This is a genomic window from Bacteroides ihuae (assembly GCF_900104585.1).
In the GTDB taxonomy this organism is placed as follows: Bacteria; Bacteroidota; Bacteroidia; order Bacteroidales; family Bacteroidaceae; genus Bacteroides; species Bacteroides ihuae.
This window is the reverse complement of record NZ_FNVX01000006.1, coordinates 280,218-300,191: the sequence shown is the minus strand read 5'-3', so window position 1 is coordinate 300,191 and position 19,974 is coordinate 280,218. Positions and strand designations below refer to the sequence as shown.

12 protein-coding genes are annotated in these 19,974 nt (G+C 39.6%); all 12 read right to left on the bottom strand.

Annotation, left to right across the window (positions count from 1 at the left end; translation table 11 throughout):
- Positions 1-48: 48 nt before the first annotated feature.
- Positions 49-2,367: an outer membrane beta-barrel family protein gene (locus tag BQ5338_RS12005; RefSeq protein WP_071147086.1), complete on the bottom strand. Its 2,319-nt coding sequence runs from the start codon at positions 2,365-2,367 to the stop codon at positions 49-51.
- 15 nt (positions 2,368-2,382) lie between these two features.
- Positions 2,383-3,855 carry a radical SAM/SPASM domain-containing protein gene (locus BQ5338_RS12000; RefSeq protein WP_071147085.1) on the bottom strand — a complete coding sequence of 491 codons (1,473 nt, stop codon included), beginning with the start codon at positions 3,853-3,855 and terminating at the stop codon, positions 2,383-2,385.
- Between the two features lie 124 nt (positions 3,856-3,979).
- Entirely contained in the window at positions 3,980-4,156 is a 177-nt protein-coding gene (locus tag BQ5338_RS16880) for a hypothetical protein (RefSeq protein ID WP_159431329.1), read from the bottom strand.
- 143 nt (positions 4,157-4,299) lie between these two features.
- The gene (locus BQ5338_RS11995; RefSeq protein WP_071147084.1) at positions 4,300-4,674 is read right to left on the bottom strand and encodes a DUF3244 domain-containing protein; all 375 of its coding nucleotides are present in this window, start codon (positions 4,672-4,674) and stop codon (positions 4,300-4,302) included.
- Between the two features lie 181 nt (positions 4,675-4,855).
- On the bottom strand, positions 4,856-6,532 hold the full coding sequence (locus BQ5338_RS11990) for a hypothetical protein (protein WP_071147083.1): 1,677 nt from the start codon (positions 6,530-6,532) through the stop codon (positions 4,856-4,858).
- A 527-nt stretch (positions 6,533-7,059) separates the two neighbouring features.
- A complete protein-coding gene (locus tag BQ5338_RS11985) occupies positions 7,060-8,199 on the bottom strand; it encodes a hypothetical protein (RefSeq protein WP_071147082.1) in 1,140 nt (379 codons plus the stop codon).
- A gap of 136 nt (positions 8,200-8,335) precedes the next feature.
- Positions 8,336-9,568, bottom strand: a complete 1,233-nt coding sequence (locus BQ5338_RS11980) for a hypothetical protein (protein WP_071147081.1) — start codon at positions 9,566-9,568, stop codon at positions 8,336-8,338.
- A gap of 46 nt (positions 9,569-9,614) precedes the next feature.
- Positions 9,615-12,320 carry a TonB-dependent receptor gene (locus BQ5338_RS11975; protein WP_071147850.1) on the bottom strand — a complete coding sequence of 902 codons (2,706 nt, stop codon included), beginning with the start codon at positions 12,318-12,320 and terminating at the stop codon, positions 9,615-9,617.
- A gap of 219 nt (positions 12,321-12,539) precedes the next feature.
- Positions 12,540-14,858, bottom strand: a complete 2,319-nt coding sequence (locus BQ5338_RS11970) for a glycoside hydrolase family 3 N-terminal domain-containing protein (protein WP_071147080.1) — start codon at positions 14,856-14,858, stop codon at positions 12,540-12,542.
- Between the two features lie 241 nt (positions 14,859-15,099).
- Positions 15,100-16,539 (bottom strand): NADH-quinone oxidoreductase subunit N, encoded by a 1,440-nt coding sequence (locus BQ5338_RS11965; protein ID WP_071147079.1) that lies wholly within the window; start codon positions 16,537-16,539, stop codon positions 15,100-15,102.
- A gap of 29 nt (positions 16,540-16,568) precedes the next feature.
- A complete protein-coding gene (locus tag BQ5338_RS11960) occupies positions 16,569-18,053 on the bottom strand; it encodes a complex I subunit 4 family protein (protein ID WP_071147078.1) in 1,485 nt (494 codons plus the stop codon).
- 13 nt (positions 18,054-18,066) lie between these two features.
- A complete protein-coding gene (gene nuoL, locus BQ5338_RS11955; protein WP_071147077.1) occupies positions 18,067-19,962 on the bottom strand; it encodes an NADH-quinone oxidoreductase subunit L in 1,896 nt (631 codons plus the stop codon).
- Positions 19,963-19,974: the final 12 nt, after the last annotated feature.

The window sequence follows — 19,974 nt, the reverse complement described above, 5'->3', positions numbered from 1 at the left end:
TGATTATTCTCTATATTAAAGAAATATGACAGGAGTTAATAAGCAACATTACAGCCTATTAATCTCTTGTTGACTAACATTGGTTCCTCGGTATTTATTTTTAGCAGAATTCAGTTTATATCTTAATGTTAACACACATTCTCTTGAATCATATTTATTTAATTGAGATAAGAGTAATTGCCTCATATATGCCAAATTGCCAGATGTAGCACCGTGAAAAAGATCATTCACTTTGAATTCCAAGCTCAACTTATCCTTAAAGAGCGATTTACGGACACCTAGATTTAGAATAAACTGTTTTTCTGATAAATATATATTCTGCACATCACCATCTCCTTGATATGAAAAGTCTACGCTAAAAGAAAAAGTCCATGGTAATTCAATCATATTGGCAAACATTGCACTTATCAGCGGAGTGTTTAATTTGATCATTTTATTGTTGTTTTCTATTTTTAGCCATTGTTTTTGTATGCCTAGGCCTATTTGTGGTGACCAAATTCCCAATTTAGGTGTTGCAGATAGATAAGCAGTTAAGCATGGTAATTTATTTATGTTTTTATATTTAATCAAAGTTACAGCAGAGTTACTTTCCATCTGTTCAGACCAATAAATAATGGCATCATGTTCTTCTTGGTAACTTACCATTAATTGTAAGAAACGCCATGCGTTATTTAATGTTATATCATGAATTATTTCCGATTTCAAAGCCGGATTTCCACTAGAAAGAGTAAAACGATTCAGATAAAAGACATTGTTACTCAACTGCTGATATGAAGGCCTCTTTGTTTTGGCAGTATAGCTTAATTGCGTATGTATAGGACCAAAATTGCGACTGAAAGAGATAGTTGGGAAATAGTTATTAAAGTGCTTGCTTTGAGCCTTAACGTATTCATCATTCTCATAATATTTGAAATATAAACGTTCATAACGCAAACCTAAAGATAGCTGACCTAAGGAAAATGAACGTTTATATTCAGCAAACACATTAAATCCCGATTCTTTAATTAGACTTGATGATGTAGGTACATAGTTTTCCTGATTTATATATTTATCATTTCTCTTTGTATGAGAATATTCACTTCCCACAGAAAAATCACCATTGAATAATGGATAGGAAAAAACAAGTTTTGACGCAAACAAACTGTTCTTTACATTATTGATAGAGTGAATTTCCCTATCCTCCATCTCTTGACTATTTTCAGTCGTATAAGATGATACATCTTTCTTGTTAAAGTAATAGTCAGCATTAAACTCTATATTCAAATCGTTTATTTTTCCGACATAATACATGTTCAATAAATGAACAGGTTTACTTTTTGTCTCCGTATTTTGATCACTATACCAACTATCATAAAAAAGATTATTGGCATGCACTATACTATTTGTTATACTATGGTCATAATAGTTCGAAGATAAGGTCATAGTATATTGAGCTCCAAATGAGTGCTTTTCATTTAAGGTATAATTGAATCCCAACAAAGTGCGATATCTCTTATAATTTCCTTTTAAAGTATTTGTGTTCGTTTGTGACCAACATGTATCAACCCAAACAGTTTGCTCTATGTTACTGCGTTGCTCATATGCATTTTTATCAAATTTGAAAGTTCCAAATACATCTAATCCTTTATAGCGATAATTCAAATTTAGTTGATTCACCAAATCTACATTATAAGATTGACTGTAGCTTGATCTTAAATCAAAACTAAAGCCTTCACCTTGTATTTTTAATGTTTTTATGCGAATAACCGCTTTTACGGATGCATCATATCGTGAACCTGGATTTGTTATCAGTTCAACTTCTTTTATGTCTTCAGAATTGATTTGTTCTAATTCAGAGATCTCTCTTATTACTCGTCCATTAAGATATATCAAGGGGACCCCTTTACCAAAAACCTCAAACGTTTTTTCTTTCTTTATAATACTTGGTATTTTACTCAGAACATCATTTAGGGAACCTGCTTTTGACAAAATAGTATTTTCAATATTGGTTATAAAAGCATCGTCTTTGAAACGGGTACGGGGCAAATTAGCCTTAACCACTATAGAATCTAACAATTGAACCTGTGATGAAAGACGTATTTTTCTCAACTCTGGATCTAAACATTGCTTGTATACTGTAGAATAACCAATAGCGGAAATTTTCATTATTTTATCGCCACAGTCCTCTTTAAAATTAAAAAGGCCGTTCTGATCACTAACAGTGCCATTAACATAGCTTGAATCCGGTAATGACAGCAAGACAATATTTACGTACTCTAAAGGGAAATCATTTTCATCTACAATCCTCCCTGCAATACTCTGTGAATGCAGCTGAGTCGTAAAACAAAAAGGTAATAATAAGAGAAGTTTAAAAAAATAATTATCCATAGATTTATCCGAGATTTATTCCATTGATATATCTTTGTTTATAAGAGGTGCATGAGGACAAAATGGGTCTGGGAAATCCCAATGTTCATTGCCATATGCTAAAATAACATCTCTCCAACAAACGTGCTTATATGAACGACATTTATCAAATTCATTACACGTTTTACAGGCACTTTCATCTGATATTTGAGATTTTTGGAGATTGAACAAGCTCTTTGCTTTCTTTGAGTTCCATATTTCTTCTATTGAACTAACATTCAAATCCCCAAGAATAAACCTAGGATGCCAATACAGTTCTTCACAAATAGTAACTTTTCCATCAGGTAAAATATACATAGAACTAACATTTCCAGAACAAGCAATTCTATTATCGAATATTTTCTTTTTCAATTCATTCCCTAATTTATTGTGGTTTCGAACAATTGCAGGAACATGTATTCTGAATTTATAGCCATTGCATTTTATGTTTTTTACATAGTCAGTAATTAATAAGACATTATTTTTCCTTGGTTTATATTCGGCATAATCATACGGAAGATAAATGGAGCACTTGGCAGAATCAATGTACCATTCTTTAATATAATTCTTGTTTTTAATGAAGTCCTCTATTGATTGAATATCTTTTATGTTATCATTAGTCGAATTCAGAACTGTATGAATTGTATATTCAATTTCATATTGTTCCAACAAGTTGATGAAAGTAGCCATTTTCTTTAAATAAGTTTCCCCGTTAACGCCAAGTATAATAGTTGCATTTTCTGGAATAAATGTATCCAACGAGACTTGTAATGGGACTCCTCCTCTCGTTAGCTCTTTTAATCTTCTTACTTTCACATCAGTAAGAGGTATTTTAGTTGAAATACAGGGGTAGTAATCATATGATGCCAATCTTTCGAGGACAATATCCCATCCATTATAAGTAAAAATATCTCCTCCCATAAGCTTAAAACTAACGACTCCTAGTTTATGAGCTTCGTCTATTATACTACAAACTTTCTTAGGGGTCATCCTTAAATTTTGATGCTTTTCTCTATCCGCATAACAATAAATACAAGATGTCTGACACCTCATCGTTAAATTGCAAATGATATCAGCAGGATATCTTAACCTAGAGAGTTCTAACTTTAATGAGGAACAATAAAAATCGTCAGGTTGGTATTTTCTTTTTTTCATCCATTCTTTATATTCTATTATCATATCAATAGGAAATACTGAATTAAAACCTTTGACCATGTTTTTATTGCCAATCAATGGAGTTAAAATATTGGATATTTCATCCGCTTTTATATTTAAATATTGAGCTGCGTTATTTGAAGCTTCATCAATAGTAGTACCATCAACGAAACTTAGAATAATTGCATAGAGTGGATGAATAACGTTAATAGAACTCGCTATTTCAGGATCAGGTTTCATTAATAGCACCACCTTGTTAATCTCATTCCTCAAAATATATCTCGGATTAATTATATATTTATTCTGTGTCATCATTATTTAGATTAATTATTAAAAGTAAAAAAGAACGAAGAATGATAAAAACAATCTTCGTTCATAACATTGTATTCTGCTTTTATTATTCTATAAATCAGAGTCATAAAATAACGCAGAATCTAGACTAAGAAGGTTGATCTACAAACGTACTTAGTTCTTTCGATGCACCACCTCCTCCGCCTAAAAGCTGGCAGCATGCACCACATTTCTGTTCAACTTGCTTGGAGTCTGCACCTCCTTTGATTTCTTCAAGCTGGAACTCTTTTATTTGTTCCACATCTTTTAATAAATCTTCTTCCATGATTTAAATTTATTAATGAATTAAACAATTTAGAGACTCATTTTTTACACTAAATCTGAGTATATATTCTCATAAAAGAGCCTCTTTTACAAAAAGAGAATAATTTTCTAATAGTTTTAAATTTATACTTATTCTAAACTATATCAAATTTCTATCTCACCATATACTCTGTTGTCCAAATAGGTGAACAAAATAGTATAGTTCCCACTAACTAAAGATGATAAATTAATATTGGTTTGATTTTTCACAGATGTATCAACAATATCCTGATATACAACAGCGCCTGAAGCATCACTGATTGTTATACACACGATCCCGATATTATCCCAAAATACAGCTTCTAGTTCTGTTTCATCCTGAGACAAACTGATTGGCAGACTAACAGGAGATCTTGTTGATGGAACCGAAGCTGTTTCTAGGCTAATTTTTTTTGAAGAATTGCTAATTACCCCAGATGCTTCACAAATTGAACTAAAGCAGAATAAAGATAAAAAGATTGTTAGAACTAGCTTTTTCATATAGATACAAATTTAGTACGACGCAAATCTAAATGTAAATTATGAGAGAAACAACAGGCAAAAGGTTGGATATAGCTTTTAATTTCGGCCATTTATGGTAAATGGCCTATAGTAAGCAGTTTGAAGTAAATGATGTATAGGCGAAATATAGCTTTTTATTGGATAGAAAGATGTTTTAGCCTTAAAAAGATGGAGAAATATTGTCTATGAAGTTAGGAATATTTCCCATAGTAGGAATTCCCAACTTCTTACGAATGGACGAACGTTTCATTTGAATCGTGTTAACGCTCAATCCCATGATAATAGAAATTTCCATGCTGTCGAATTTGGCATAGGTAAGGCAACAAATACGAAACTCATCTTCATTCAAATCAGGGAATTTATCTCTTAAACGTTCAAAAAAGCCATTGTGTAGATCATTCATTACTTCATATAACCTATCCCAATTGAGAGAATCTTGTCCATAAACGATTTCGTTGAATTTGCGAACAAGTTGTTTGCTTCGATTGCTGTCGTCTTGTTGCTTACTGTAGTTCTCCAGAGAAGCTGTTTTTTTTAATATGTCGAACTGATGTAACAATACATTCCGAAAAGTAGTTTCTTTCGCATTGAAACTTTTGGCCATATTGATAAGGTGATCTATTTTTTGTTCGCCTTCCAGTTCATGCCTCTTGCTTTGGGTGTATTTTCGGTAATAGAAGAAAGTTCCTATTAGAAGGGCGATCATTCCAAGAGAAGAATAAAATAGTGTTTTTTGTTTTTCTAGAGCAAGGGAAACATTCTCATTCTTCAATTGCTCGAATTGATATTTTTTCTGTATGTCTATAAGAGCACTATTTTCGTTTCCGTCAATTATAGATGCGACGTAATCAGCATATTTTTTATGATTATCTAATGCTCCTTCATAATCTAGTTCACTTTCATCAATTTCTGATAAAGTTTTATAAATACCCGCCATCACATAATTATTTGTCGTGTCTTTCAACGATTTTATTGATTGTTGTATAAACCACTCTGCGGAATCCGATTTATTCTCAATATTATAAAATTGGGCTAGCCTTAAATAAATCTTTGATTGATCATTCCCTTTAGCGTAAGGTAAAGCATCGAGTATAGATTTTTTAGCCAAGCTATAATTTTTTCGTTCTTGATATAGGAAACTTATATTCTGCTTAACGCTTGATATCAGCATACTATCTTTAAGAGCGTTAGCCATTTTCAATGCCATCATCTCATATTGAAAAGCACTATCAACTTGTTCTTGTGCTAAAAAACTTCTCCCCACTGATAGATAAACTATTGCTTCATTCTTTATATTATTCGCTTTATGAAAATAACCTGCCGCTTTATGGAATCGGGGTATTGCCTGATTATCCAAGAATTGATTTGACAAGACATAACCCATTCCGCTTTGAATAAGTCCTTTCAAATTTGTGTTTTCGATGCTTGAGGCATACTTTTCTGCTTCTAAATAATGGAACAAAGAACGTTCATAGCGTTTCTGTTCTGTACTAACACGACCGCAATAGTATGCTGCCATTGCTGCATTGGAGAAGTCCTTCTTTTTGAAGTAGTAGTTCTTCACACCCCAAATAGCTGTGTCTGAAGTTATATCTTTGTAACTTTTATCTTTAGCCTGTAATAAAAGCAATATAAATCTATTGTATTGACTTTTACTAAGGTTGGCAGGGTAAACAAGAGAATCGAGCAGGGTTAAAGCACTATCGGGACGTTGTTCTATAATATTTGCCACATAATCCATTGTTTTATCAACCTTGGAGCCAGAGTGTGTGCACGAAAAGAATATCGTAGTTACTGAAATAATACCAATTAGTATTAGTGCTTTATATCTCTGCATAATGGTGACGTTTTGAAAATAGATATGCAAATATAGTATTTTATCGTAAGTCTTTTACGATGAAATGAGAAATAATGAAGAAGAAAGAATATAGAAGAAAAGGAGAATTTGTCTTTTTTCTTCTTTTAAACAATTAAAGTCTGCCTCTTTTAGGGTTAACTAGAAAGGTGGTCAACTCAATTTGGGAATAAGGCTAAAGAAAGGAAACTCGTTTTAGGTATAGTGTTTTTCATAGTCAACCTTTTTAGGAACAACGGATGTAAACTGACAACCTTTTTAGGAAATAATAATAGTATGTGACAACTTATTTAGTAACAAGCCTCTAATAGTAACAACTATTTTCAGTATAAGTCAACCATTTCCAGGGAAGTACAGTTTCATTGGTTTTATACGCTATAAAACTTTTGTTTTCATACTTGGAAACCAATCGTTCCAACGTGTTAAACTTTTTGTTTCAACGTAAGAAACATTTAGTTTCATCACTAGAAACAAATAGCGAGAAAGAAATGTATTGACTTTTACTGAGTTTAGTAGACCATGTTCTGAGGGTCAAAATTGCACCATGTATTTGTCCATGCGGGTAAGGAAGGGGTTGCTGAGTTGAGGAACACTACATTCTCTTGCCGGGTTGGCGTGCCTGTTATCGTTGTGGGATAGCCGCTGATGGTGGAGTTTAGGAAGTTGACGGCTGTGTTGCTTCCTAGCGAAATGCCTGCTCCGTAAAGGCCAAGGAGACTCTCGTTATCGGGACGTAGATTATCTCCATTGATATATTGGGTGGTGTTCTCAAAGGACGGATCTACTGAATAAGGACCGTAGAGGGTGACGTTGTTGAAGGTAGGAGCGGTAATGGGTTGTGCGTTGCTACCACTTGAGTTGTTGTCACATTCAAAACCATGTGAGGTAGAATTATCAGCAATGCGTGAATTGCGGTAACCTAACAGATAATTGCATGTGCCACGATATCCGTTATCGGCATCGAAATCATCATCCCAACAATGATAAGCGACCAAGTAATCGCAGTTGACTGTTCCACCGAACCATTCAAAGGCATCATCGTTGGAGTAGGACACTTGCAGATGATCTACTTGTGTGCCGCTACCCACAGAGCCGAAAGTGACACCGTTTATTTCTTGATTCTTCTTAAAAGGATATCCGGCAAACTCTACGCGTACATAGCTGATGACGCCTGAATTATCAGCATCGTTGCTACCTCCGTACAGCGTGCGTGGTCCGCCTTCTACTTGCATGATGCCACTGTTGTTTGTGGCTTTACCACAGATGATGAGTCCGCCCCAGTCGCCGGGTTTGCGTTCTCCGACTTTTTTCTCAGAAGTGAAGACAATGGGCTGGGTGGCAGTACCTTCGGCAAATAATTTGCCTCCCGGTTCCACGATTAAAGCTGCCATCGTTTCATGATCTCCTTTGATGACGGTGCCGGGTTCGATGGTAAGCGTAGCCCCATCAGTAATGTAACACCAGCCCTTCATCAGGTAGACCCCTTTTTTCAGAGTTTGGTTGTTGGTGATAAAGAATTTATCTTCACCATTGCCGATAGTATTGTTGCCAAAAACGATGTTATTATCCGTGTCATCATTACCGCTGCTGCAAGCGGTGGCTATGAATAGTGAAACAAAGAGTACCAAGGCGGTAGTGAATGTTTTCATGTGCTTTTTTTGAAATGTTTATGAGAACGTTTCTGCTCTTAAATAATAACGAAAGCCGATGGCAAACAGTTCACCATCGGCTTTAACAACTTAGTTGAAAAGAAACGTATCTTGAAAAATTAGTTGAGACAACGTATTAGCGAGTCCAGCCGGTTGTCCAGTTATTGCTAGAAGTAACTGCACCTTTATACGCTGCTTTTTCGAAGAAGCTGTCGGCGCTCAAATCTGTTCCTCCATCAATTGTTCCAACATAGTTGCTGGTAAGTGTGATGGTTTGGCCAATCTTATTGCCTGTAGCAGTAGCAGCGAAGAGAGCTGATGTATATCCGCCTAGTCCTGAAACCTTTATATCTCCTTCGATGATTATATTATTAAGGATAGAATTTGTGCCACCTACAAGTGCAGCTTCTGTTTCTGCTGTTTCGGTAGTAAGGTTATTTGTTTTTCCTTTTACCAATGCATTGTAGATTTTTGCATATGTACCGGCACGCAAACGAATACCTCTAGTGTTAGCATCAGAATTGTTACCTACCAATGTTAAGTTAGCCAACGTAGGTTGTGATACTGGTGTTGCTACAACATTCTTATCATAGTTATCGGCTTCGATGAGTGCATCACAGTCATATCCAAGTGTTGCTTTGCTTTCTTGGTAAGCAACAAGGAACTGACCTTTACCGCGCCATCCTTCAGTCCAGTCGAATGAGTCATCACTGTTACTTGTAGAAACAAGGTGTTTTACGTTTACCGTACCGCCAAAGAACTCGAATCCGTCATCCGATCCTCTGTATGCTTGCAGGTATTCAAGAGTTGTACCGCTACCTACCCCGTAGAATGTGAAACCGTTACCTTCTTTTGTTTCAGAAAAGTTGTATCCGGCATATTCTACGCGAACGTATTTCATTGTACCCGAATTGTCAGTGTCTGTTGTGCCGCCATAGGTAGCATCTCCAATTTCCGACTTACCGGTTGATCCGATGTTGATAGATGCTTTTCCGCAAATATGAACACCACCCCATGCACCGTATGATTGCTTTTCAGCTGTCATAACGATAGGATTTGTCGCTGTACCTTGAGCGTCGATCTTGGCTCCTTGTTCAATTAAGATGTAATCTACTATATCATCATCTTTAGCTTTGATGATAACTCCCGGTTCGATGGTGAGCGTAGCTCCACTTTTCACGTGATATCCACCCGTCAATGGGTAAGTGTTTCCACTCTTCAAAGTCAGGTCTTGCGTTAATTCTCCCTTCAGCTCTGTTCCGTCAGGAGCTGTATTGGTATTGTCATCGTCATCGCTGCTACAAGCAGTGAATACAAACATGGTGGCTACGAAAGCCAATGGTGCAAATTTCCAATTAATCTTTTTCATGCAAATAAAAATTAGTGTTACTTTTGTTTTAATTAATATCTCTTGTTTAGAATTTGTATGTAACGCCTATTTCGGCGCTCATTCCCGGTTTGAAAGATTCTACCTCAATTACTTCCCCTGTATTAGGGACGTCTTGTTTAAAACGAACGGTACTGTTGAGTAGGTCTTTCAGTTGTATTTTGGCACTGAAGTGATTGTTGAACTCATAATTGCTTACGAAATCCATCGTGTGCAGTGCTTGTTGCTCTACGTTGCCCAGACTGAAAATACCCACAGAGTGAATACGAGGTCCCTGAACATTGTACATCAGTGCAAGTGACATGCGGCGAGTATCGCTAAAGGAAGGCGTGTAACTCACGTCTGCATTGATCAGGTAAGGAGAAGCTCCTTGCAGTGCGCGTTGGCTGTCGGTATAAATACCTTCCCCTTTGGGCAGTTTCACATCGGTGTACATGTATGATCCGTTTACACCGAGACGAAAGTCTTTAAATAACTCTTTACGAATCTCTATTTCCAGACCGGCTGCCATACCACTGTCGGCATTGCGGAAAGAATGTACGGCTGATCCTCCGGATGATTCTTGCACCCGTTCGATAGGACTATCCAGGTACTTGTAGTATCCGGTGATGGAAAACATATTATTGGCGTTCTTTGGGAAGAATTCGTAACGAAGATCGACGTTATAGTTATAGCCATTCTTCAAATCGGCATTACCACGTATTTCGGCACTACCATACGATTCTTTATAAAGGAACGGAGCCATTTCGATGAATGAAGGGCGGGTTACTGTTTTTGAGACAGAAAAACGAAGGCTGTTGGCATCATCAAAGCTGTACTTCATGTTTAATGCCGGAAATAAGTCGCCAGTGTTTAATTCCGAACGTTTTTCTGCAGAAGCGTCATCCCAATAGCGGACCCATTGTTTTGATTGCTCGTAACGTAGTCCAAGGCTAACGAGTAATGAATTCATAGGATGATATTCGGCTTCAACAAAAGCAGCTCCTATTTCACTACCTGCATAGTAGGTATACTTCGGTTGGAAGTCGCGAGCGATAGAAACACTACCATTGGATAGGTTTTCTTGATTCAGATAACTGTCCGTATCGTAAATATTGGTAATTACGGGATCAATAGCATTGAGGTTGTAGTAGAAGCGAGCTGAGGTAAAATCACGGCTTTTATCTTTGTATGTACCGCCAAAGCGTATTTTGTTGTTTTCCCCGAATTTATAATTCATGCGTAGGTCGCCCACAACTTCAGTTTCGTCCAATTCGCCGAAGTAACGCATCGTTTCTTGTTTATTAAGCTTGAAAAGGCTTAAAGCTCCGTCGTCATCTTTGCGGAACATTACCTGACGGCGATCAGGTTCGTCACTACCGGTTTTTCCATAAGAAGTGCTCCAGTTTAAATCCCACTGCTTGCCAAATTCATGATGACCCAATAATTGGTTGTTAAGCAAGCTGTAAGCGTGAAATACGCTGTTGCTACCTATAAGATTTATCTTCTCTGAATCATATCCTTCGCGGCGCATGTAGTCGTCTACAGCATTACGGGCATAAAACAGGGTATAGTTAATTCTGTCCGCTTTGCGGAAAGTGTATCCAAGGCTTAGTAATCCGGCTAGTTTAAGTTCGGAAGTATAGCTGTCATACTTGAATTCGTTTAGGTGAGTGCCTTGCGCTGTGAGGGTGGTCACATATCCATCTTTTAGTATTTGGCTGTCATTGTTCATCCCCACTGATGCTAGTAAACTGAGGCGATGACCATTGATATTCCAACTTTTGCCCAAGCCAAGTGAGCCACCTATTACGGGCAAGGAGGTGTTCTTGGAAATAGAGAAAGAGGTTCCAAACGGATCGTTATTTTTCAAGTAGTTGTCTTCAAGTTCACTCTTATTCATGGTAAGGATGCTCTTGTCGAGGTTGTTAGTGCTAAACATCGATCCTTTACGATCACTAGCGTAAAAGTCTTTGAAAAGGGTATTCACTTTTCCACCTGCATTGAGGGAGATTGAAAAGAAATCTTCGCCGGTATTTTCGCGTGTTCCTATGTCAACATGTGCTCCTGAATAATCAGCAAAAGCACCTGCTTCATATACTTTACTAATGGTAATGTTCCTCACCGTAGATGTAGGGAAAATGTCCAGTGGGATTAATTTGTTATCGGGGTTCGGAGAGGCAATCGGTAATCCATTGAGAGTCGTTGTGCTATAACGGTCGCCAAGACCGCGAACAATCAGTTGTCCGGCACTAGCCAAAGACACACCGGTGATTTTCTTTACACCGTCTGCTACATTGGATACTCCTTTCAGACTCATCTCTTTTGAGCCCAAGTTTTCAATGGCGAGAGTTGCTTTTTGTCGCTCTTGCAACAGTGCTTTTTCGCCTTCCAGATTTTTGCGCGCCACCACTGTGACATCGCCAAGTACTTGACTTTCGGGTTCCATTTCAACATCAAGAGTGATGGGTGCATTACCGGACACTTTCACGCTTTTTACTTCAATGGTTTTGTACGACACATACTTAATTAGAATGGTGTATGTTCCATTTTTCAATCCGACGAGGTTGTAGTTACCGTCTAAATCGGCTATTACCCCAATGTTGGTACCGAGAACTTGTACTGTTGCTCCTGTGAGCGGCTCTTTAGAGCTTTTGTCTCTGATGATTCCTTTAATGTTGTTGGCTACTGCTATTGCCGAGAAAAGGGCGAGTAACACAACGATTGATAAAATTCTTTTTGATACTTTTTTCATGCTCATCTAAAAATACGTTTCTTTTTCGTTGCAAAGATGAGGGGATGAGATTACATTGCTGAGTCAGCCTTTATACATTTAATTGACGTATATATTACAATCATGTGTCTTCCCTGAGTGTACCAAAATTCGGCGAAATATGAAAGCCCCTGCAGATAAGGATGTTATGGCATTCTTCTGCAGAGGCTTCTATATTTCAATAAGATTTCATTTTTGTTTTTATTTCATTCTATTCATCGTTTCTTGTAGTTTTAATACATTATGAACTTTACGCACTTGCGGTTTGCTGATGATGAAGGATGTACTTTGGCGAATATCGTTTATGGAGGCACCAATTAATGCTTTATAGTGTCCGGCATCTGTTATCCAGGCAGATTTAGCTTCATTGAAAGAAGCCAAGTCTTCACTCTTAACCTCCATCACGAGGACTTCTGAAGCTCCCGGCTCCAGCAGCTGAGTCTTGGCGAACCCTTTTAGTTCGCAACTTGGCTTCTTCACTTCCCCTGCGGGAGCTGTTACATAAAGCTCTGCAACTTCTTTGCCGGCTACCTTTCCGGTATTTGTTACTTTAACAGAGACTTTTATGCTGCTTGCCGTTGTTTTTACTTTGATATCGCTATACTGGAAGGTGGTGTAAGAGAGGCCATATCCAAATGGATAAGAGACTTCTTTGTTATAAGTGTTGAAGTAGCGGTAGCCAACCCAAATGTCTTCTTCATAATTGGTCCAGCCAATGTCTTTCTTGTTGAGTAGCGTGGTATTCTGTTCATCGTCCCAGTTTGAAACAAAGCCTGCGGGGAAGTTACGTGAAGAGGGATGGTCTGTATAATCCAGAGGGAAGGTCATGGGTAGTTTACCGGAAGGATTGGTTGTTCCTTTCAATGCATCAGCAACACTATTTCCGGCTTCTTGTCCTGCTTGCCAAGCCAATAGAATGGCATCGGGAAGGTATTTCCATGAAGCTGTTTCAATGACTCCTCCAATATTGAGAATGACTACAACCTTTTTTCCCTGTGCATGGAACTCTCGAGTAACATTGGTGAGTAACTCACGTTCGGTCTGGCTCAGTTCAAAATTATCCTTGATGCCTCGGTCGTTACCTTCTCCTGAGTTGCGCCCAATTGTAATAATGGCGACATCCGAATCTTTTGCACGCAATTTGATGAAGATGTTGTCCATCTCAGGCTCTCTGGGACGAAGCGGACCAAGATACCAGCCTCGTTCGATATTGATCTCTTCAAGTCTCTCATTTTCGTAAGCCAGAAATTTTTCATAAACCTTCTTGGTTTTTTCTTGGATGCCGAAGCCTGCATTCTCTAATCCTTGTTGCAAATCGACTACATACGCTTTATTCACATCACCGGAACCTGTTCCGCCTGCAATGAAGGAGTAGGAAGTGATGCCAAAAAGGGCAATGTTTTTTAAGTCAGCTTGCAAAGGAAGGGTCTCATTATCATTCTTTAGCAAGACCATACCTTCGGCAGCCGAGTTTCGGGTAATGCTTGCGTGAGCTTTCAAATCAGGTTTATTGCTGTATTTGTATCCTTTGAAGCGAGGCGTCTGCAGGATGTATTCGAGTATCCGTTTTACACAGATGTTCACCTCTGATTCTTTCAGTGTTCCCTTTTTTACTTTATCTAAGATATCTGCAATTTGTTCTTTGTTGCCGGGCATCATCAGGTCATTACCCGCATGAACCTGTGCTGCTGTGTTGCGAGTTCCGGTCCAGTCGGTCATAACAATGCCTTTAAAGCCCCATTCATCACGTAGAATGGTGGTTAACAGCTCATAATCTTCTTGCGTGTAAGTGCCGTTGATCTTGTTGTAGGATGACATTACCGTCCATGGGTGCGATTCTTTGACCGTAATTTCAAACGGTTTCAGGTAGATTTCACGCAGTGCACGTTGGCTAATACGGGCATCATTGCGGGTGCGAAGAGTCTCTTGGTTATTCCCGGCAAAGTGCTTGATGCTTGTGCCCACTCCATTGCTCTGTACACCATTGACCATTGCGGCTGCTATCTTTCCAGCAACAAACGGGTCTTCGGAATAGTACTCAAAGTTACGTCCGCAGAGTGGGTTACGGTGGATATTCATGCCTGGCGCAAGTAGCACATCACAACCGTATTCCAGTACTTCATTGCCCATCGCTTTGCCCACACTTTCTACTAACGTCGGATTCCAGGTAGCTGCTAGCATAGTGGCGACAGGGAAACCGGTGCAATAATAGGTGCTCGAATCATTTGGTCGGGTTGGAGCGATGCGTAATCCTGCAGGGCCGTCGGCTAATACGGTAGCGGGAATGCCTAAACGTTCGTTGGGAACAGTCGTTCCTGCGGCACCCGGAACAATGTTCCATGTCTTACCAATGGTTGCACCTTCTCCTGAAAAGCCTTCATTGGAGGCACCAATTAAAAGGTGTGCTTTTTCTTCTATGGTCATGGCATTAATCACCTCGTCGAGTGTGTTCACGCCTAACTTTTGCGCATAGCCTGAGATTGTCCAAGCCACTGCCATCATTACAATTATTCGTTTCATGGTTTTAATAAAAGAGGAGTTAGTTTTTCATTTCATTAGATTATTGATCACTCTCAAAGATAGGAATTTTCTTTTTCTCTTTTCTTTCTTTCGCTTTCTAAGTTGAAATAGAATGTGTTTGATTGCGTATTAATTTGTTGCATTCGGCTTGTGTCATACCAAAAAGAGAGCACTCTCCATACTATTACGTAAATGGAGAGTGCTCTCTTTTTGATATTTAATCTTTTAATGGGCTCTCTGACTACATGCCGAAACTGAATTTGTCTATTGTTTCGTATATGATGCTTGCAATACCGATAGCAATGATACCTGCCAAACAAAGAATCATCCCTGCTTTGCTATAAACATCGCTCTTGAATGGGGCAATAGGCGTTTCGTTCTTGTTAATATACATAGCCTTGACGATCAACAAGTAGTAATAGAGTGAGATAACCGTGTTGACCAAAGCGATGAATACCAATAGATGAAAACCTGATTGAAAAGCTGCCATGAAGATGAAGAACTTGCTGAAGAATCCGGCGAATGGCGGAATACCTGCCAGTGAGAATAATGCAAGAGTCATCAGGAAAGCTAACTTAGGATTGGTGAGGTATAGACCGTTATAGTCGTCCATCTCTATCTTACCACTCCGTTGCTCTACAATGGCTATGACGGTGAATACACCCAAATTAGCTACCATATAGACTAATACGTAGTAGACCAGTGCAGTCATTCCTTGTGCGCTGCCGCCAATGACTCCAAGCATGATGTAGCCTGCCTGAGAGATGGCTGAGAAAGCCATGAACCGTTTCAGGTTTTGCTGACGAATGGCGAAGAGGTTGGCTATGGTGATGGAAGCAATGATGACCCAATACAACACTTCTTGCCATTGTGCTACCATCGGTGCAAACACTTTGATAAGAACAGCCATCAGCACGAAAGCAGCCGATCCTTTAGAGATCACGCTTAAGAAACTGGTTACAGCTGTTGGTGCTCCCTGATATACATCGGCTGTCCATAGATGGAAGGGTACGAGTGAAATCTTAAAGCCCATGCCGACAAAGAAAAAGACAAATGCCATAATCTGCATTGGATTACCGGTGATGCCTGCAGGTATATCTTCAAAATAAAGTGTACCTACTGTGCCGTAGATTAGTGAGAGGCCATAGAGCAACAGCCCGCTCGAGAAAAGTGCCGTCAGAATGTATTTAGCTCCTGCTTCGGCAGAATGGTGACGGTATTTATCGAAAGCAACCAATGCGGCCATTGGGACAGACGCTGTTTCGAGTCCGATAAAGAACATTAGGAAATGTCCGGCTGAAATCATGAAATACATACCGAGTAAGGTGCTCAGTGTAAGTACATAGAATTCGCCTTGCTTGATGAAGGTGTCTTCGCGTGCCAACCATTCGTGAGCTAACAAAAATACAATGATCGTACCTACGTTGAGTACTGCTTTAATAATGGTCATCATTGGTACATAATGATACATGCCTCCAAAAGCATCGACTGCCGTACCGGGTACGAGATTAATGAGGGTATGTATGGCCATTAACGCGACAGGTAAAAGAGTGTTCAAATGCACTTTACCGTCTTTTCTATGAGCATCAGGACTCACAAACAGGTCGGCCACAAAGATGATGACGATGACTGCTATGAGCGATAGCTCTTCTTTCATATATAAGAATTGTGAGTAATCCATATTGTTGTTTTATGATTAGACGATTACTATTATCGTATTAATTGTGAAACAACCGGCAATACGCTATCACCGATCATGTGACTGATCCAAAAAGGTGCTATTCCTAATCCGGCTACACAGACAATGAGGCAGATTACGGCAAAGCGTTCGTCCCAAGTTGCATCGGTCAGTTTCAGATGTTCTTCGTTTACCGGATTACCGTAGAGAATTTTACCTACCAAACGCAGAATGTAGACTGCTGTGATAACAATAGAGGTGGTGGCCAGAATAGTCATTGTGCGGTGGAATGCATCGAAGTTTTGGAAGGAACCAACAAAGATAGTCATTTCGGCAACAAAACCGCTGAGGCCGGGTAAACCTAGATTGGCCAAACCGGCGATGACGTAGCATACGCTTAAGAAAGGCATGATCTTCATTAATCCTCCAAGTTCCCGAACATCGCGAGTATGCGTTCGCCCGTAAATCATACCGATGAGGGCGAAGAAGAGGGCTGTCATCAATCCGTGACTAAGCATCTGAAGTACAGCACCTGTAGAGGCTGTTTGATTCATCATCAGAATGGCGAATAACACTAAGCCACAGTGACTTACAGATGAATAGGCATTGATATATTTCAAGTCTGTCTGCACACAAGCACTAAAGGCGCCGTACACGACGCTGATTCCGGTTAAGATCAGGAATATCCAGCTTAGTTCTTTAGCAGCATCGGGCATCAGATACATGGCTATGCGGAAACATCCGTATCCACCAAGCTTCATCAATACACCGGCGTGAAGCATAGATACAGCTGTTGGCGCTGAAGCATGACCGTCGGGACTCCATGTATGGAATGGGAACAAGGCACCCAACACTCCAAAACCTAAGAAGGTAAGTGGAAACCAGATACATTGTTGCGCAAATGGTATGTTGTGCAGTTTGGCGATTTCTAAAAGGTTCATTGTTGTGGCACCGCTACCGAAGTAGATACCCAAAATGCCGATCAACAGAAAAGCTGAACCACCCATAAGCATCAGTGTTAGCTTCATGGCTGCATATTCTTTGCGTCCGCTGCCCCATACTCCAATGAGTAGGTACATCGGTATAAGTGCTATTTCGTAGAACATGAACATGGTGAACAAGTCAATACAGATAAAGAATCCGAAAACACCCATGCTGAGTAGAGTAAACCAAAGAAAGTATTCTTTAGTCTGGAGTTTCATCTGCCATGAAGCAAATGTTCCTGTAAATACGATGATGGCACTTAGTAGCAACATGGCTACCGAAATTCCATCGACTCCAACAGAGTAAGCTATATGGAGCGGAGCATACCACATTGTATCGGCACGAAACAACATCTCGGCAGTGTTGCCGGCTCCACGTTCATTGAGATACATGCAGGTAATGGCAATAGCCAAACCTAGTAATACCGTACTACCTGTAACCATCACGCCTCTGATAGCTTTAATGCCTTTCGACATCCAAAGTCCGGCGAGCATAAGCAGAGGGACTAGTACGAATAAAGATAAGAAGTTCATATCATTTAATACTTTAGAATGTCAATAATAGGGTTACAATCAGCGCTAGCGTACCAAGCAGGAACACAAATGCATATTGTTGCACTTGACCGCTTTGCAGATCGCGTATCTCATCGCTCGTAGCATGTGTACCCCAAGCAAGGAAGTTGAAGAAACCATCAACAACATGACGGTCGAACCATGCGATAGGAGTAGAGATGCAACCGAAAATAATCTTATGGGTAACGAACTGGTATACTTCGTCAATATAAAAACGGTGAGAAGCTGCGCTATGCAGGCGAGCAAAGCGTTTACCCAACATGTCGGCTACAGGTTGTGCCGGGCGCACATAGATCCAAGTAGCTAATGATATGGAGAGGATGGCTATCACTACGCTGGTGGCAGCTACCGTAACATCTAAATGAATGTGATAGGCTTCCCCGTTACTGCTTACAAGCGTTCCGAATGGAATAAATCCGGCCACACAAGTAATGGCGGCTAGAAACATCAGCGGGAAGGTCATAGCTAAAGGACTTTCGTGCGGTGTGTGCGCTGCATGCAATTCTTTGTTTTCTTTTCCCCAGAAGATGCCGAAATATAGGCGGAACATGTAAAAGGCTGTCATGGCAGCAATGATTGTCATTACCCAACCCATTATCGAACTATATTCAAAGCAGGCAGCAAGTATTTCATCTTTCGAGAAAAATCCCGAGAAAGGAGGGATACCTGATATAGCAAGACAAGCAATGAGGAAAGTGATATGTGTAATAGGCATGTATTTTCTCAATCCGCCCATCGCACTCATTTCATTGCTGTGCACAGCATGAATGATGCTACCTGCACCTAGGAAGAGTAATGCTTTAAACATGGCATGAGTGAAGAGGTGGAACATGGAAGCCATGTAACCTAATCCGCCTTCGTGTGGGTTCATGCTGGTACATACACCCAGAGCAACAATCATGAAACCGATTTGTGAGATGGTAGAAAAAGCAAGTACGCGCTTAATATCTGTTTGCACACAAGCTATGCTTGCCGCAAAGAAGGCCGTAAATGCACCTACCCAACCAATTACGTGAAGTACATCAGGAGCGTATGTTATGTATAAAGGGAACATGCGTGCTACAAGGTAAACACCGGCAACAACCATGGTTGCGGCATGGATTAATGCACTGACCGGAGTTGGGCCTTCCATTGCATCGGGTAACCAAATGTGTAGAGGGAACATGGCACTTTTACCAGCACCTCCCACAAACATCAGCCCTAGCGCCAATGGTAACATTGCTGCACCACCAGTTGCAAGTGACATCGTATCAGGAGTGAAGCTAAACGTTCCGCCATAATATCCGTATAGGAGGATTCCGATGAGGAAGCCCAGGTCGGCAAAGCGGGTAACGATAAATGCTTTTTTACTTGCTGAAACCGCGGATGGTTTAGTGTAGTAGAATCCGATAAGTAAGTAAGAACTTACACCCACCAACTCCCAAAATAGATACATTTGAAAAATATTTGTTGCTACGACCAAGCCAAGCATGGACATCGTGAACAACGACAAAAAGGCGTAGTAGCGTTGAAAACCTTTTTCACCTTTCATGTAGCTGAAAGAGTAAATATGTACCATCAATGAGACGGTAGAAATTACCACCAACATCATTACTGAGATGGGATCTAACATGATTCCCAAATCGAAATGCAATGTTTCAGTAAAAGGAAGCCAAGTGAAATTATATGGCACTAAGGTAGCATATATTCCTTCGGCCGTACGTGGAGCTGTAAAATAGAGCCACGCGGTAAGATAACTTAGCAGAGTGACTAAGCTCAGAAAAAGGGTGCCTAGTCTGCCGGCGTATACCGGTTTAAACCATTTACCTCCGATCCCTAATATCAGGAACGAGAGCATCGGAAGTATGAGTATTAATATTGTAAAATCCATTGTTATGAGTTT